The organism is Streptomyces halobius, assembly GCF_023277745.1.
Lineage (GTDB): Bacteria > Actinomycetota > Actinomycetes > Streptomycetales > Streptomycetaceae > Streptomyces > Streptomyces halobius.
Window position 1 is genome coordinate 3,837,248 of record NZ_CP086322.1, and the last position, 15,944, is coordinate 3,853,191.

Genomic DNA, 15,944 nt, shown 5'->3' on the forward strand with positions numbered 1-15,944 from the left:
GCACCCCCGCTCAGGAGGTCGTTCGCTCATGATCAAGGTCGTACGGGGCAATCCGACCCCGGAGGAGCTGGCCGCCGCACTGGCGGTGGTACAGGCCCGCGCGGCCGCCGCCGCTGCGGTCGCGCCGGGCCAGGACGGGGACGGCACCGAGTGGTCGGACCCGGCCTCCACGATTGCGGCCCGCCGGGTGCCGCATCCGGGCCCGCGCGCCTGGCGCACCAGTTACTGGCCGCGCTGACCCCGTCAGCCGGCCGCAGACCGGACCGGGCCGGTCGGGCCGACCGGGTCGATGTACGGTGCATGGACTAGTCACCCACGCCGCGGCGCCTGAGTACGCGTACTCAGGCGCCGCCGCCGTGACGGGCGCAGGATCGAAGGATGCTGTGGTCCGATCCGCCCGATGAACCGCCCGAGGAGCTGCGCGAAGCGCAGGCCAAGCTCCGCCGGATGGGCATCGTGCTGGCGACGGCAGCGATCCTGATGTTCCTGCTCCTGGTGAGATAGCGCACCTGCCGCAACCGCGTCCGCCCGAATATCATCTTTCACTCTCGAAGAGCGCAATTCGGGCGCGGGCGCACGCCCGCGGGGAGTGGGAGTGCGATGAACCGACCGCTGAGGCATATAGCCGTCTTCTGCGGGGTGCTGATCCTCGCCCTGCTGATCCGTGCGACCTGGGTCCAGTTCGTCATGGGCGAGGAGCTCTCCAACGACCCGAACAACCGCCGCGTCAAGATCGAGGCGTTCTCCTACCCGCGCGGCAACATCATCGTCGGCGGCAAGCCGATCACCGGTTCCGTGGCCACCTCCGGCGACTTCAAGTACAAGCGGACGTACAAGGACGGGCCGATGTACGCGCCGGTGACCGGCTTCGCCTCACAGGGCATCGGCACCTCGTTCCTGGAGAGCACCTACAACAAACTGCTCTCCGGCAAGGACGACCGGCTCGCCCTCAACCGCGCCAAGGACATCCTGACCGGCGAGAAGCCGCGCGGCGGCGATGTGATCACCACCATCGACCCCCAAGCCCAGAAGGCCGCCTACAAGGGCCTGACCCGGCTCAACGCCAAGGGCGCGGTGGTCGCCCTCGACCCCCGCAACGGCAAGGTCCTCGCGCTGGCCTCCACCCCGTCGTACGACCCGTCCTCCTTCGCCGGCCAGCTCGACAGCGCCGAGTTCGGCAAGCTCGACAAGGACAAGAACAAGCCGCTGAGCAACCGGGCACTGCGCGAGACCTACCCGCCCGGATCCACCTTCAAGATCCTCACCGCGGCCGCGGCCCTGGAACACGGCGTGATCACCGACATCAACGCCAAGACGGACGCCCCCGCCCCGTACAAGCTGCCGCTGAGCTCCACCATTGTCGGCAACGACGTGGCCGGCGCCCCCTGCGACAAGGCCTCGCTCAAGACCGGTATGCAGTGGTCCTGCAACAACGTCTTCCTCGACACCGCGCTCAAGGTCGGCAAGGACAAGATGCGGGAGACCGCCGAGAAGTTCGGCTTCAACTCCGACGTCTACGACAAGGACTTCGGCGATCTGTTGGCGAGCAAGAGCCTCTACCCCGAGAAGCTCGACAAGCCGCAGACCGCGCTGACCGGCATGGGCCAGGGCAGCCTGACCAGCACCCCGATGCAGATGGCGATGGTGACCGCGGCGCTCGCCAACAACGGCAAGCTGATGATGCCGCACATCGTCGACGAGCTGCGCGGCCCCGACCTGTCGACGGTCCAGAAGTTCGAGCCGAAGGAGAAGGCCCAGGCCGTCTCCGAGGACACCGCGAAGAAGGTGCAGGAGATGATGGAGTACACCGTCTCCGAGGGCACCGCCTCGAAGGCCGGGATCGACGGCGTCACGGTCGGCGGCAAGACCGGCACCGCCCAGCACGGCGCCAACGTCAACGACGAGCGCCCCTACGCCTGGTTCGTCTCCTACGCCAAGCAGAGCGACGGCAGCTCCCCGGTCGCGGTCGCCGTCTTCGTCGACCCCAAGGACATGGACATCCCCCGCTCGGAGATCGCCGGCGGCAAGCTGGGCGGCCCGATCGCCAAGGCGGTCATGGAAGCGGTGCTGAACAAGTAGCCCGTACAAGTAACCCGTGCGCCACGGGCCGGGACAAGTGGCCCCTGCGCCACCTGCCGGGCACCTCCGTACGATGGCGGGCATGACCGTAGAGCCCCGCCCCCGCCGCGTCGTCCTCGCCTCCCAGTCCCCGGCCCGTCTGGCCCTGCTGCGGCAGGCCGGGCTGGCGCCGGAGGTCGTCGTCAGCGGCGTCGACGAGGACGGCGTCACCGCCGGGACGCCGGACGAGCTGGCCCGCGTCCTGGCCGAGCACAAGGCGGCCGCGGTCGCCGCCCTCCCGGAGGTCCAGGACGCGCTCGTCGTCGGCTGCGATTCCGTACTGGACCTGGACGGCCGGCCGCTCGGCAAGCCCGCCGACGCCGAGGACGCCACCGCCCGCTGGAAGGCCATGCGCGGCCGCTCCGGCATCCTGCGGACCGGCCACTGCGTCATCGACACCCGCGACGGCCGGCAGGTCTCCGCCACCGCCGCCACCACGGTCCGCTTCGGCGAGCCCACCGACGCCGAGATCGCCGCCTACGTCGAGAGCGGCGAGCCCCTCTTCGTCGCGGGCGCCTTCACCCTCGACGGCCGTTCCGCGCCCTTCATCGACGGCATCGACGGCGACCCCGGCAATGTCATCGGACTGTCCCTGCCGCTGCTCCGCCGGCTGCTCGCCGACCTGGATGTGGCGATCACCGATCTGTGGCGGTGAGCGTGGCAGGAGACCGCGCGCGACGACCTCGACGCCCAGCTCGACGCACTCCGCGCGCGGGGCGTGGAGATCACCCGCCCGGTCAGCGAGCAGCGCTGGGGCAAACTCACGGCGGTCCGGCTGCCCGGCGGCGCCGAACTGCCGCCGTACGAACCCCTCCGCCCGGTGGCCCACAGCCTGTGACGCGGCCTGCCGCGAGAGGCTGTGACGAAGAACTCAACTGCCCTTCGCGCATTGCGCATTGCGCGTGACGAGACACCGGGCGCCCCTAGGGTGACCACATGCCTACCGTCGCCGAATTGATCACCTATCCCGTCAAAGGGTGCGCCGGGGTCCCGTTGGCGGAGGCCGGACTCACTCCGGCCGGTCTCCCGCACGACCGCAGCTTCATGGTGGTCGACGGCCGCGGCGTCTACCGCACCCAGCGCAAGGATCCGCTGCTGGCGCTGATCCGGCCCGAGGTCGGCTCGGACGGCACCCGACTCACCCTGCGCGCGCCGGGAGCCGACCCCGTACACGTCGAGGTGGACACCACGTCCCCCAGGGTGGACGTCGACCTGTTCGGCAAACCGTTCCGCGGTATCGACCAGGGCGGGGCGGCGGCCGGCTGGCTGTCCGAGGTGCTCGGCACCGACTGCCGGCTGGTGCGGGTACCGCCCGAGCACGACCGGGTGGCCGACGGCCTCGTCCCCGGCACCTCCGGCTACGCCGACAGCAGCCCGCTGCACATCCTCTCCCTGGCCACCCTCGACGAGCTCAACGCCCGCTTCGCCGCCGGGGGAAAGCCACCGCTGCCGATGACCCGGTTCCGGCCGAACATCGTGCTGGACGGATGGGACGAGCCGCACCTGGAGGACCGGGTGCGCCGGGCCGAGGCGGGCGGCGCCGAGCTGGGGTTCGCCAAGCTCGCCGTCCGCTGCGCCGTCACCATGGTCGATCAGGAGAGCGGCACCAAGGCCGGCCCGGAGCCGCTGCGGATCTTCGCCACGTACCGGCGGGTGCCGGAAGGGGGCGTGGCGTTCGGCTCGAAGTTCTCGGTCGTACGGACCGGGAAGCTGGCGGTGGGTGAGGAGTTCAGGGTCACGGAGTGGGCGGAGGAAGCGGCGGACGCAGGGGCCTGAGGGCCGTCCCGGCGGAGTTCCGGTGGGTCTTCCCGTCGAGTTCCGGTGGATTTTCCGGGAGGGCTGGAATTCGCCCCGGCGCGTACCGGATCGGCGGCGTTCGGCGCGCATCGTTGGGAAACCGATGAACCCGACGAACAGCCGACCGCGCATCAGCCCACGGCTGACCACTGTCGGCTGACGAGAACACCGTTCACCGCGAGGAGCGCCCACCATGCCCAAGATCCTGATCATCGCCGGCGACGCCACCGAGGACCTGGAGTTCTTCTACTCCTACCAGCGGATGCTGGAAGAGGGCTACGAGACCCATGTCGCGGCCCCGTCCCGCAAGAAGCTGCGGTTCGTCACCCACGACTTCGTCGACGGCTATGACACCTACACCGAGCGCGAGGGCCACTCCTGGCCGGCCGATCTCGCACTGTCCGACGTCGAACCGGCCGAGTACGCCGCGCTGGTGCTCCCCGGCGGCCGGGCGCCCGAGTATCTGCGGAACGACATCGACTTCCGCCGTGTCGCGACACACTTCTTCGACGCCGACAAGCCCGTGGCGCACATCTGCCACGCGGCCCTCGCGCTCGCCCCGCTCGGCGTGCTCAAGGGCCGCCGCACCGCCGCCTACAACGCCTGTGAACCGGACGTGGAGATGGCCGGCGGCATCTTCGTCGACGGCTCGGCGGTCGTCGACGGCAAGGTCGTCTCGGCCCGCGCCTGGAACGACCAGCCGGACTGGATGCGCGCGTTCCTGCGCGTACTGCGCGCGGAGGCGCCGGTCCAGGGGCAGTGACTCGTATTCCCGGGGACCTCGGGATTCGCCGGGGTTCCGGGATCCACGAGGACCTCGGGATTCCCGGGGCCCCGGGCCGCGAGGGATGTGTGACGCTGGTAAGCCGGTGCCGCCGACGGCAGGTCGGGGGCACCGCTGCCCGCCCCCCGTCCGCACACCCAGGGAGCCGACATGCCGCAGTCCGTCGACCGGGCGCTCGATCTGCTCGACGCGGTCGCCGAGGCACCGGGCCCGGTGACCGCCAAAGCGCTCGCCCGGCGCCTGGACTGCGGCCTGTCCACCGTCTACGCCCTGCTCGGCGCGCTCACCGACCGCGGCCATCTGACCCGCACCCCCGACGGCTACACCCTCGGCTACCGCCTGCCGTCGCTGCACCGCGCCTTCCAGCGGCAGCTGCGGATCGACGGGCGGGTGCACGAGGCGCTGCTGCGGCTGCGCGGGGTGTCCGGCGCGGACGTCTTCTTCAGCACCTACCGGGACGGCGAGATCGCGGTCCTGGACGGCGCGACGGCGGCCGCCGGGTCGGTCTTCTCCGTCGGACGGGACAGCGCCGCACACGCCACCGCGCACGGCAAGGCACTGCTGGCATCGCTGCCGGGCGCGGCCCGCCGCCGGTATCTGGCCACGACGGGCATGGCCCCGCGCACCGCCCGCACCATCACCTCACCGGAGCGGCTGGAGCGGGAACTGCGCCGGGTGCGGCGGGACGGTGTCGCCGTGGAGGAGGGCGAGGCGGCGTCGGGGATGGCGTGCGTCGCGGTGCCGGTGCGGATGCCGGTGCGCGCGGGCGGCCCGGCCCCCGCCCTGACCGCCGTATCGGCTGCCCTCCCTCTGGCGGAATTCGCCCGGCTGCGCGGCCCGCTGACGGAGGCGCTGCGGCGGGAGGCGGCGGCGCTGAGGTGAGGGCGCAGCAGCCGGACGGAGATCAAGCGGAGCCGGCCGCCGCCGGAGGCGCGCCGTTCGGGGTGCCCCCCGGACCGTCACCCGCGGCGGCGCCCTCGCCCTCCGTGCCGCGTCCCGGCGCGTCGTACGCCATCAGCGTCAGCACGATCAGCCCGAGCACGACCATCATCGCGAGGAACGCGCCCCAGCCGACCAGACCGACGGAGAGCGCGCCGAGCACTCCCTGCACCACCGCACAGCTGATCAGGACGATACGGGCGAAGCCACCCGGGGCGCGGTCGCGCAGCGCGCCGCGCAGCACGATCAGGGCGCAGAAGAGCAGGTAGAGGCCGAAGAGGACGCCGGCGACCAGAGCTCCGGTGGACATCGCGCCGGGTTGCAGCCCGGCCATGGACATCTGCTGTTCGTCCACGGCGATGCTCAGGATCCAGTTGAGCAGGACGATCCCCACCGCCTCCAGGACCAGCACCACCGCCGCCACCAAGGCCACCGGTCTGCGCGCCGCGTTCACCCCGCCCACCCACTTCCGTCATTCCGTCATGCCGAGGACCGTGCGCCCCAGGGTGGACGCCGGCCACCACCGATGCCGCCGTCGGCATCGCCGTTACCACGAGTACGAAGACATCGCGCACGCTACTCATCAGTAATGGGCCGGGCAAGGGTCGTGCACCACCGAGTACGTCCGGGCACACGCGACCCCACACCGGGAGCCATACCGACCCCGCACCGCGAGCCGCGCCGAGGCCATCACCGCGCGCCACGCCGGGGCCCCATCCCGGGACACACCGGCACACACCCGGGACACCCGCACGCAAAGTTTCCTTCGCCCATTCGTAGGGACTCCACAAAGAATTGACGATCCGCTGGACGTCATTCGTCCGAGACCTAGACCACACCAGGGCTTCGAGCGGAGCACGGGAATCCGGGCCTACCCTGGGATATCAGGGGACTTTGGTCGCTCACCGGCACCTCCCGCACACTCCGTGTGGGCAAGGTCACGCCCAGGAATGGGTCGGCACGCGGTGTCGTCAGTCCCTAAACTCACGTCGTTGATCTGTTGCGGCGAAGCGCCAAGGAAGGACCCATCGTGCGCAAGGTGCTCATCGCCAACCGTGGCGAAATCGCTGTTCGCGTTGCCCGTGCATGCAAGGACGCCGGAATCGGGAGCGTAGCCGTCTACGCCGAGCCCGACCGGGACGCCGTGCACGTCCGCGCGGCGGACGAGGCATACGCCCTGGGCGGTGACACACCTGCCACCAGCTACCTGGACATCGCCAAGGTCCTTGCGGCCGCCGCCGATTCCGGCGCGGACGCGATCCACCCCGGTTACGGCTTCCTGTCCGAGAACGCCGACTTCGCGCAGGCCGTCCTCGACGCGGGCCTGAACTGGATCGGCCCGCCGCCGCAGGCCATCCGCGACCTGGGCGACAAGGTCGCCGCCCGGCACATCGCCCAGCGTGCCGGCGCCCCGCTGGTCGCCGGCACCCCCGACCCGGTCTCCGGGGCGGAAGAGGTCGTCGCCTTCGCCGAACAGCACGGTCTGCCGATCGCCATCAAGGCGGCGTTCGGTGGTGGCGGCCGTGGTCTGAAGGTGGCCCGCACCCTCGAAGAGGTCCCCGAGCTGTACGACTCGGCGGTGCGTGAGGCGGTGGCCGCCTTCGGCCGCGGGGAGTGCTTCGTCGAGCGCTACCTCGACCGCCCCCGGCACGTCGAGACGCAGTGCCTGGCCGACAAGCACGGCAACGTCGTCGTGGTCTCCACCCGTGACTGCTCGCTGCAGCGCCGCCACCAGAAGCTGGTCGAGGAGGCCCCGGCCCCGTTCCTGTCCGACGAGCAGAACGCCGAGCTCTACCACGCCTCCAAGGCCATTTTGAAGGAGGCCGGCTACGAGGGTGCCGGCACCTGCGAGTTCCTGGTCGGCCAGGACGGCACCATCTCCTTCCTGGAGGTCAACACCCGCCTGCAGGTCGAGCACCCGGTCACCGAAGAGGTCACCGGTATCGACCTGGTCCGCGAGATGTTCCGCATCGCCGACGGCGAGGAGCTCGGCTACGACGACCCGGTCATCCGTGGCCACGCGTTCGAGTTCCGTATCAACGGCGAGGACCCGGGCCGCAACTTCCTGCCCGCGCCGGGCACGGTCACCAAGTTCGAAACGCCCGCCGGCCCCGGTGTCCGTCTGGACGCGGGCGTGGAATCCGGCTCGGTCATCGGCCCGGCATGGGACTCCCTCCTCGCCAAGCTCATCGTCACCGGCGCCACCCGCGAGCAGGCCCTGCAGCGGGCCACGCGTGCGCTGGCCGAGTTCACCGTCGAGGGTATGGCCACCGCCATCCCGTTCCACCGCACCGTCGTCAAGGACCCGGCGTTCGCTCCCGAACTGGCCGGTTCCGACGACCCGTTCACGGTCCACACCCGCTGGATCGAGACGGAGTTCGTCAACGAGATCAAGCCGTTCGCGGCACCGGCTGGTGAGGAGGCCGAGGCGGACAGCCGCGAGACGGTCGTGGTCGAGGTCGGCGGCAAGCGCCTGGAGGTCTCGCTGCCGTCCTCGCTGGGGATGCCGCTGGCCCGCGCCGCGGTCGCCGGGGGTGCCAAGCCCAAGCGCAAGGCTGCCAGGAAGTCCGCCGGCGCTGCCTCCGGTGATGCGCTGGCGTCGCCGATGCAGGGCACCGTCGTCAAGGTCGCCGTCGAGGAGGGCCAGCAGGTCGCCGAGGGCGAGCTCGTCGTCGTCCTGGAGGCGATGAAGATGGAGCAGCCGCTCAACGCCCACCGCTCCGGCACCATCAAGGGCCTGACGGCCGAGATCGGCGCGGCCCTCACGTCCGGCGCCGTCATCTGCGAAATCAAGGACTGACGAGCGAGAGCGTCGCACTGTGAGGGGCGCCCGGCGGATCGCCGCGGGGCGCCCCTCGCGTGTGCTGCGAAGCCCGGCCGGGGTGCGTCGTGCCCGTGACGGAAACACCACCCGTGACCGGCACGGGAACACCGCCCGTCCCCTCACCGCGGTATTCGCTCCCCGGCCTCCGGCCGGCGGGAATACCGCCCCACCCCGACCGCTGTGGCCTCACAAGTTCCCCACCACATCCTCCGGAAAGGTCAGCGACCTGCTCATCCACTGCAGCGCCGCGGGCAGTTCGCGGCGCCAGGTGGCGAAGTTGTGGCTGCCGTGGTCGAGGACGATCGCCTCGGCCTTCATCGGGGGCCGGACCGCGGCCAGGAACTCCTTGGCCGCCGGGTAGTTCTTCTCGCCCGAGTGGCTGGTGCCCACCAGGACGTTCACCCGCGGTAGCGGCAGATGCCTCAGCCGCCACATCAGATCGTGCTCCTGGCGGCGGCGTATCCGGTCCTTGCCGTCCCCGAACAGATTGCCGGTCGTGGGGTCGTTGGTGACCCGGTAGTCGGGCGAGAGGGCCGCCGCCGAGGTGTATGTACGGTCGTGCCGCATGGCCAGCTGGAGGGCGCAGCTGCCGCCCGACGAGTAGCCCAGCACGCCCCAGGCGCCCGGGTCGTGGCCGACGCGGTAGTGCGACCTCAGCGCGTCCGGCACATCGCGCGCGAAGAACGTCTCGGCCTGCGGCCCGCCCGGGACGTCGACGCACTGGGTGTCGCGTGGCGGCGCGATGGTGGGCCGCGTCATCACGATGACGGTCGGCTGCATCCGGCCGTCGCGGATCAGCCGCGCCGCGGTCTGCGGCACCCGGAGATGCTGCCCCAGCAGGAACGTCCCGCCCGGGTAGCCGCTGAGCGCGACGATGACGGGGAACCGCCGGCGGGCGTACTGCGGCTGGAAGTACTGCGGCGGCAGATAGACATACGCCGGGTTCACAGCCTTCGTCCGCTTGCCCACGATCCGTACGGTCTCGACCTTCCCCGCCATCGCGGGCGGCCCCTTCGGCAGCCCGTGCACCGTGTCCAGGCCCTCCGGGCCCGATGCCTGGACGAGGCCCTTGGACGGGTCACCGGCGGGCCCGGCCGTGCCGCCGTCGCCCCATGTGCCGACGGCTCCCGGCGCGTCGTCGTACAGGCCCAGCAGCTCGTGCCAGGAGCCGTAGAACTGGAAGTTGGCGTTCACCGCGAGGCCGAGCGCGGCGACGACGGACAGCTGGGTGGCGACGACCGAGCCGAGCCGGCCCAGCATCGCCCCTGGGCCGCGCCCGGCGAACCGTGGCCACAGCCAGAGGGTGAGCCCCACACAGACCACGGCGACCGCGGCTACGGCGTACAACAGCGACCGGCTGGTCAGTCCCATGACGTTTCCCCAGATTCCCCACGGCGTGTCCGCACGGCGGTTTCCCACGACGTGTGTCCGCACGGCGGGTTTCCCACTGCGTTCCCGGCGGCCTCCGGATCCGGCCCGGAAGACCTCTTTGCGCCTGGTTTGACGGCTCTTGGGGGACGGGCGTTGCGACCGCACCGGGGTGTTCGGCCACACGACCACCGGGGTACGCCGGGACTTCAGCTGTTCTTTGCGCCCGCTTTGCGCCCAAGCCGGCGCCGTCCCCCAGCTGACGCCGGGAGGTGCCCCCACTCGCGGAGGTGGTCGGCGTGGGTGGGGTGCTCAATCTTCGGTCAAAGATCTGGAGCGGGACCCCGAAAGCCTTTGCGGAGGCCACCTCCGATTGCGCAATGGCATCCTGGACCCACGGACCGGGACCGGCCGGGTCGAGGGAGGACGGCGATGGCGACCGAGACGGCAGGGCAGCGGCACACGGAGCAGGGCTCGCCGGCGCAGGTGTCAGCGGGCGCGGGGGCGCACGCCGTACGGCCGATGCGGGCCGATGCCCGCCGCAACTACGAGCGGCTGCTGACGGAGGCCCGTACGGCCTTCACGAAGCACGGCACGGACTGCTCGCTGGAGGACATCGCCCGCCGCGCCGGCGTCGGCATCGGCACCCTCTACCGGCACTTCCCCAACCGCACCGCCCTGATGGGCGCGGTCTTCCAGGGGGAGGTGGACGCGCTGCTGACGCATGCCAGGGAGCTGGCCGACGCACCGCGGCCGTGCCATGCGCTGGTCGACTGGCTACGCGCGATCATCACCCACGCCACCACCTACCGCGGCCTGTCGCACGCGCTGATGGCGGCGACGGCGGACGAGAGTTCGGGGATGGCGCGATGCTGCGTACCGATGCGCGAGGCGGGTGCCGCGCTGCTCATCCGCGCCCAGGAGGCCGGGGCCGTACGCCGCAATGTGAGCATCGGCGATCTGATGCAGCTGACGAACGGCATCGCCCTGGCCGCCGAGGAGTCACCGGACGATCCGGAACTGGCCGACCGGCTGCTGACGCTGACCCTGAGCGGACTCAAGGCGGACCGTTAGCGGGAGCGGCGCGGGGCACCGGCGCAGGAGGGGCGAGGGGCGCCGCCAGGGCCACTGACGCACCGACAGCGGCCCCCCGACGCACCGGCGCCGGGCCCCGGACGCCCGCACCTCAGCGCCTGCGTGGCGCCAGATCCGCGACCCGGCCGCCCGGCGCCTCCGACAGCGTGGTGGCCGGGCGCAGCTGCGGCGCCGAACCTCCACCGCCCGGCGGGAGGTTGCGCCGCTGCCCCGGGAGCGGCACATCCCGCCGGGGCGCCCTGCGGTCCGCCGGGCTCTCCGCGCCCATCTGGCCCGAGCCCTGCCCACCCCCCGACCCGCTGGTGACGGCGATCTGCACACCCTGGTCGGCCAGGGCCTGCAGCTCCGTCGCGGCCCGGTCGTCGTGGCCCGGGGGCTCGTCCGTGACCAGCCGGGTGATCACGTCCGTCGGCACCGTCTGGAACATCGTGTCGGAGCCGAGCTTGCTGTGATCGGCCAGCACCACCACCTCCCCGGCCGCCTGCACCAGCGCCCGGTCGACGCTGGCGGAGAGCATGTTGGAGGTGGACAGCCCGCGCTCGGCGGTCAGACCGCTCCCCGAGAGGAAGGCGCGGGACACCCGCAGGCCCTGGAGGGACTGTTCGGCACCGCTGCCGACCAGCGCGTAGTTGGATCCGCGCAGGGTGCCGCCGGTCATCACGACCTCGACGCGGTTGGCATGGGCCAACGCCTGGGCGACGAGCAGGGAGTTGGTGACGACGGTCAGACCGGGCACCCGGGCGAGCCGGCGGGCCAGTTCCTGGGTGGTCGTCCCGGCGCCGACGACGATGGCCTCGCCCTCCTCGACGAAGCCGGCGGCGAGATCGGCGATGGCCGTCTTCTCGGCGGTCGCTAGATGGGATTTCTGCGGGAATCCGGACTCCCGGGTAAAGCCTCCCGGCAAGACCGCACCGCCGTGCCGGCGGTCGAGCAGCCCTTCCGCCTCCAGCGCCCGCACGTCCCGCCGTACGGTCACTTCGGAGGTCTGGACAACGCGGGCGAGCTCCCGGAGCGAAACCGCTCCGTTGGCGCGCACCATTTCGAGGATCAATTGGCGACGTTCTGCAGCGAACACGAAACTGACAGTAACGCCAACGACCGTCTGTTTTCAGCAGGTTGCACCAATTAACGGAAGTTGTTCACGCTCCGCTGCGTGACGTGGTATGCGTCGCGCATATGTCGAACTCACGGCCGACGCACTCCGCTCGACCCCTGGTCAGTACCTCCAGAGAGCCGTTCGAAACCACTCCGCCAGAACGAGACCGGACTTGTGCCCCAGGGTGAACGTTTCATCCCAATTGCTCAGTGGGGGCACAAACATTCGCGCCCGGCGCGTCCGTCATCTGGCCGCGCCACGGCGGCCCGTAGGACTGCTTGCCACTCGCTACGTGAGGTTGCCCGCCACTCGTTATGTGGGGCTGCCCCCACTCGTTACGTGGGCCTGCTCGCCACTCGCTACTCGTTCGCCGCCTTGCGCGTGTGCAGCTGCCGCGCGACCTCGGCGAGCGAGCCGGAGAGCGACGGGTAGACGGTGAAGGCGCTGGCGATCTGCTCGACGGTCAGATTGTTGTCGATCGCGAGCGAGATGGGGTGGATCAGCTCGCTGGCACGCGGGGAGACGACCACACCGCCGACGACGATGCCCGTACCGGGACGGCAGACGAGCTTCACGAAGCCGTCGCGGATGCCCTGCATCTTGGCGCGCGGGTTGCGCAGCAGCGGCAGCTTCACCACCCGGGCGTCGATCCGGCCGCTGTCGACATCGGCCTGCGAGTAGCCGACGGTGGCGATCTCCGGGTCGGTGAAGACGTTCGCGGAGACGGTCTTGAGGTTCAGCGGCGTGACCGCGTCGCCGAGGAAGTGGTACATCGCGATCCGGCCCTGCATCGCGGCGACGGACGCCAGCGCGAGGACGCCGGTGCAGTCGCCGGCCGCGTAGACGCCCGGGGCGGTGGTGCGGGACACCCTGTCGGTCCAGATGTGACCGGAGTCCTTCAGCTTGACGCCGGCCTCCTCCAGGCCGATGCCCGCGCTGTTCGGGATGGAGCCCACGGCCACCAGGCAGTGCGTACCGGAGATCGTCCGGCCGTCCGCGAGGGTCACCTCGACCCGGCCGCCGACACGCTTGACGGCGGCGGCGCGGGAGCGGGCCATGACGTTCATCCCGCGGCGCCGGAAGACGTCCTCCAGGACGGCGGCGGCGTCCGGGTCCTCCCCGGGCAGCACCCGGTCACGGGACGAGACGAGGGTGACGCGGGAGCCGAGCGCCTGGTAGGCGCCGGCGAACTCGGCGCCGGTGACACCCGAACCCACCACGATGAGCTCCTCCGGGAGCTCGTCCAGGTCGTAGAGCTGCGTCCAGTTCAGGATCCGCTCACCGTCCGGCAGCGCGTCCGGGATCTCGCGGGGGTGCGCGCCGGTGGCGATCAGCACCGCGTCCGCGACCAGCGACTCTTCGGAACCGTCGGCGGCGGTCACCGTCACCCGGCGCGAGCCGTCCGGCGACTGGCCCGGCTCCAGCCGGGCGCGGCCGCGCGTGACCCGGGCGCCGGCCCGCGTGACGGAGGCGGTGATGTCATGCGACTGGGCGAGCGCGAGCCGTTTGACACGCCGGTTGACCTTGCCGAGATCGACGCCGACGACACGCGCGGGGCGGTCGATGTGCGGAGTGTCGTCCGCGACGATGATGCCCAGCTCCTCGTACGAGGAGTCGAAGGTCGTCATCACCTCGGCCGTCGCGATGAGAGTCTTCGACGGTACGCAGTCGGTGAGCACCGACGCCCCGCCCAGACCGTCGCAGTCCACGACGGTCACCTCCGCGCCGAGAGAGGCGCCCACCAGGGCCGCCTCGTATCCGCCGGGTCCGCCACCGATGATCACGATCCGAGTCACGTACCCCATTGTCCCGCACGCCCGTACGTCCTTCGCTCCGGGGGCCGTTTGATGCCCCCGGGAGGGCCATCGACCGCGCGCAGTGGACCGCCTGTACCACAGCTCACCCGATAACCTCCCGTACCCTCGGAACCATGTCGCTCTACGCCGCGTACGCCGGCAACCTCGACGCGCGGCTGATGTCCCGCCGCGCACCGCACTCGCCGCTGCGCGGCACGGGCTGGCTGAACGGCTGGCGGCTCACCTTCGGCGGCGAACAGATGGGGTGGGAGGGCGCCCTGGTGACGATCGTCGAGGCGCCCCGCTCCCAGGTCTTCGTCGCGCTCTACGACATCGCGCCCATGGACGAGGAGTCCATGGACCGCTGGGAGGGCGTGGGCATGGACGTCTACCGCCGGATGCGGGTACGGGTGCACACGCTCGACGGCGACGAGGCGGCCTGGGTCTATGTCCTCAACGGCTACGAGGGCGGGCTGCCGTCCGCCCGCTACCTGGGCGAGATCGCGGACGCGGCGGAATCGGCGGGGGCGCCGCACGACTATGTGATGGAGCTGCGGAAGCGCCCTTGTTGACGGCGGTCCGGCCTCTAGACTCGGCCGGGATCGACGCGCGAACGGGAGTGTGGGATGCCCACGACGTACCAGGTGTACTTCACCGAGCAGGCCGCCGCGACCCGCGACCGTCTCGACGCCCCGCAGCGTGCGGCGTTCGACAAGGGCATCTCCCTGCTGGCCCGTGATCCGTTCCTGTCGGTGTCCCGCGCCATAAGCTCCACGGGGGACGACCGCACCGTCCGGCTCACCCAGAACGTCCTGGTGGAGTACACCATCAGCATGGGCCGTCTGCTGATCTTCATCGTCGAGGTCTTCAACGACAAGGACGTCCTCATCCCTGACGTCGAGGGCTGATTCCCGAGGTCGAGAACAGGTCCCGAGGTCGAGGGCTGATTCCCGAGGTCGAGGGCTGATTCCCGAGGTCGAGGGCCGGTCCCCGGTGTCGGGGGCTGAGAGCTCGCCCCACGGGGCTGGGCGGAGCGACCGCGCTTGGATGGGGGCGACCTCGCCCGGCGGACGGACTCCGGCCCCGTATGGCGGAATCGCCCCCCACTTGGCGGAACCGACAAAGCAACGATCCGATACCGTGAGGTCCGTCATCTACGCGCGTAGGAGAAGAGCGGCTACCCTCGTCCGCGTGAACGCATCTGTTACTCCGGACATCGCGCGCGACCCGCAGGGCGCCGCCGACGCCGCCGCCGCGCGCCTGCGCGAGCTCACCGGCGCCGAGACCCACGACGTCGCCCTGGTCATGGGCTCCGGCTGGGCTCCGGCCGCCGAGGCCCTGGGCGCCCCCGACCACGAATTCCCGGTCACCGAGCTGCCGGGCTTCCCGCCCCCGGCCGTCGCAGGGCACGGCGGCAAGATCCGCTCGTACCGGGTCGGCGAGAAGCGCGCACTGGTCTTCCTGGGCCGTACGCACTTCTACGAGGGCCGCGGCGTCGCCGCCGTCGCGCACGGCGTCCGTACCGCCGTCGCCGCCGGCTGCAAGACCATCGTCCTCACCAACGGGTGCGGCGGTCTGCGCGAAGGCATGCGCCCCGGCCAGCCGGTCCTGATCAGCGACCACCTCAACCTCACCGCCACCTCCCCGATCGTCGGCGCGAACTTCGTCGACCTGACGGACCTGTACTCGCCGCGGCTGCGCGCGCTGTGCAAGGAGATCGACCCGAGCCTGGAGGAGGGCGTCTACGCCCAGTTCCCCGGCCCGCATTACGAAACCCCCGCCGAAATCAAGATGATCCGGACCCTGGGCGCGGACCTTGTCGGTATGTCCACCGTCCTGGAGGCCATCGCCGCCCGCGAGGCCGGCGCCGAGGTGCTGGGCCTGTCGCTGGTGACGAACCTCGCCGCGGGCATGACGGGCGAGCCGCTCAACCACGAAGAAGTGCTGCAGGCCGGCCGCGACTCCGCGACCCGGATGGGGGAGCTGCTCGGCCAGGTCCTCAACAAGATCTAGCGGCGGGTGGCCGGGTGCCGGGTGGCCGGGTGGCCGGGTGCCGGACGGCCCCGGGTGGCGCGGCCGGGCGTCCGGGACCCGGCCGCCCGGCACCGCACGCAACAACCCCACAAC

Annotated in this window: 16 protein-coding genes; 12 read left to right on the forward strand and 4 right to left on the reverse strand. The window is 71.3% G+C overall.

Annotation, left to right across the window (positions count from 1 at the left end):
- The first annotated feature begins 28 nt into the window (after positions 1–28).
- The 7 genes from K9S39_RS17390 to K9S39_RS17415 all read left to right on the forward strand — a co-directional run bounded on the left by K9S39_RS17390 (position 29) and on the right by K9S39_RS17415 (position 5,581).
- Positions 29–238 (forward strand): acyl-CoA carboxylase epsilon subunit, encoded by a 210-nt coding sequence (locus K9S39_RS17390; protein ID WP_248864280.1) that lies wholly within the window; start codon positions 29–31, stop codon positions 236–238.
- A 140-nt stretch (positions 239–378) separates the two neighbouring features.
- On the forward strand, positions 379–504 hold the full coding sequence (gene mmpB / locus K9S39_RS42105) for a morphogenic membrane protein MmpB (RefSeq protein WP_283112361.1): 126 nt from the start codon (positions 379–381) through the stop codon (positions 502–504).
- 96 nt (positions 505–600) lie between these two features.
- Positions 601–2,079 carry a peptidoglycan D,D-transpeptidase FtsI family protein gene (locus K9S39_RS17395; protein ID WP_248864281.1) on the forward strand — a complete coding sequence of 493 codons (1,479 nt, stop codon included), beginning with the start codon at positions 601–603 and terminating at the stop codon, positions 2,077–2,079.
- An 82-nt stretch (positions 2,080–2,161) separates the two neighbouring features.
- Complete coding sequence (locus K9S39_RS17400) at positions 2,162–2,773, forward strand: nucleoside triphosphate pyrophosphatase (RefSeq protein ID WP_248864282.1); 612 nt, start codon at positions 2,162–2,164, stop codon at positions 2,771–2,773.
- Positions 2,774–3,054: 281 nt separating this feature from the next.
- Positions 3,055–3,894 (forward strand): MOSC domain-containing protein, encoded by an 840-nt coding sequence (locus K9S39_RS17405; protein ID WP_248864283.1) that lies wholly within the window; start codon positions 3,055–3,057, stop codon positions 3,892–3,894.
- A 214-nt stretch (positions 3,895–4,108) separates the two neighbouring features.
- The gene (locus K9S39_RS17410) at positions 4,109–4,678 is read left to right on the forward strand and encodes a DJ-1/PfpI family protein (RefSeq protein ID WP_248864284.1); all 570 of its coding nucleotides are present in this window, start codon (positions 4,109–4,111) and stop codon (positions 4,676–4,678) included.
- A 171-nt stretch (positions 4,679–4,849) separates the two neighbouring features.
- Positions 4,850–5,581: an IclR family transcriptional regulator gene (locus K9S39_RS17415; protein ID WP_248864285.1), complete on the forward strand. Its 732-nt coding sequence runs from the start codon at positions 4,850–4,852 to the stop codon at positions 5,579–5,581.
- A 22-nt stretch (positions 5,582–5,603) separates the two neighbouring features.
- On the opposite strand, the gene K9S39_RS17420 is transcribed toward K9S39_RS17415, so the two are convergent.
- Positions 5,604–6,101 (reverse strand): hypothetical protein, encoded by a 498-nt coding sequence (locus K9S39_RS17420; RefSeq protein ID WP_248864286.1) that lies wholly within the window; start codon positions 6,099–6,101, stop codon positions 5,604–5,606.
- Positions 6,102–6,668: 567 nt separating this feature from the next.
- On the opposite strand from K9S39_RS17420, the gene K9S39_RS17425 reads away from it, so the two are divergent.
- Positions 6,669–8,438 (forward strand): acetyl/propionyl/methylcrotonyl-CoA carboxylase subunit alpha, encoded by a 1,770-nt coding sequence (locus K9S39_RS17425; protein ID WP_248864287.1) that lies wholly within the window; start codon positions 6,669–6,671, stop codon positions 8,436–8,438.
- Between the two features lie 210 nt (positions 8,439–8,648).
- Here K9S39_RS17425 and K9S39_RS17430 read toward each other — a convergent pair whose 3' ends face one another.
- Complete coding sequence (locus tag K9S39_RS17430) at positions 8,649–9,833, reverse strand: alpha/beta hydrolase (protein ID WP_248864288.1); 1,185 nt, start codon at positions 9,831–9,833, stop codon at positions 8,649–8,651.
- A 519-nt stretch (positions 9,834–10,352) separates the two neighbouring features.
- Here K9S39_RS17430 and K9S39_RS17435 point away from each other — a divergent pair.
- On the forward strand, positions 10,353–10,904 hold the full coding sequence (locus K9S39_RS17435; protein WP_248868832.1) for a TetR/AcrR family transcriptional regulator: 552 nt from the start codon (positions 10,353–10,355) through the stop codon (positions 10,902–10,904).
- A 112-nt stretch (positions 10,905–11,016) separates the two neighbouring features.
- On the opposite strand, the gene K9S39_RS17440 is transcribed toward K9S39_RS17435, so the two are convergent.
- Complete coding sequence (locus K9S39_RS17440; RefSeq protein WP_283112366.1) at positions 11,017–12,000, reverse strand: DeoR/GlpR family DNA-binding transcription regulator; 984 nt, start codon at positions 11,998–12,000, stop codon at positions 11,017–11,019.
- Positions 12,001–12,380: 380 nt separating this feature from the next.
- Positions 12,381–13,826 carry an NAD(P)H-quinone dehydrogenase gene (locus K9S39_RS17445; protein WP_248864289.1) on the reverse strand — a complete coding sequence of 482 codons (1,446 nt, stop codon included), beginning with the start codon at positions 13,824–13,826 and terminating at the stop codon, positions 12,381–12,383.
- Between the two features lie 125 nt (positions 13,827–13,951).
- Between K9S39_RS17445 and K9S39_RS17450 the strand changes: the two genes are divergently transcribed.
- The 3 genes from K9S39_RS17450 (at position 13,952) to K9S39_RS17460 (ending at position 15,830) form a co-directional block, all read left to right on the forward strand.
- Positions 13,952–14,389, forward strand: a complete 438-nt coding sequence (locus K9S39_RS17450) for a gamma-glutamylcyclotransferase (RefSeq protein ID WP_248864290.1) — start codon at positions 13,952–13,954, stop codon at positions 14,387–14,389.
- Positions 14,390–14,443: 54 nt separating this feature from the next.
- The gene (locus tag K9S39_RS17455; protein ID WP_248864291.1) at positions 14,444–14,725 is read left to right on the forward strand and encodes a type II toxin-antitoxin system RelE family toxin; all 282 of its coding nucleotides are present in this window, start codon (positions 14,444–14,446) and stop codon (positions 14,723–14,725) included.
- Positions 14,726–15,008: 283 nt separating this feature from the next.
- The gene (locus tag K9S39_RS17460) at positions 15,009–15,830 is read left to right on the forward strand and encodes a purine-nucleoside phosphorylase (RefSeq protein WP_248864292.1); all 822 of its coding nucleotides are present in this window, start codon (positions 15,009–15,011) and stop codon (positions 15,828–15,830) included.
- Positions 15,831–15,944: the final 114 nt, after the last annotated feature.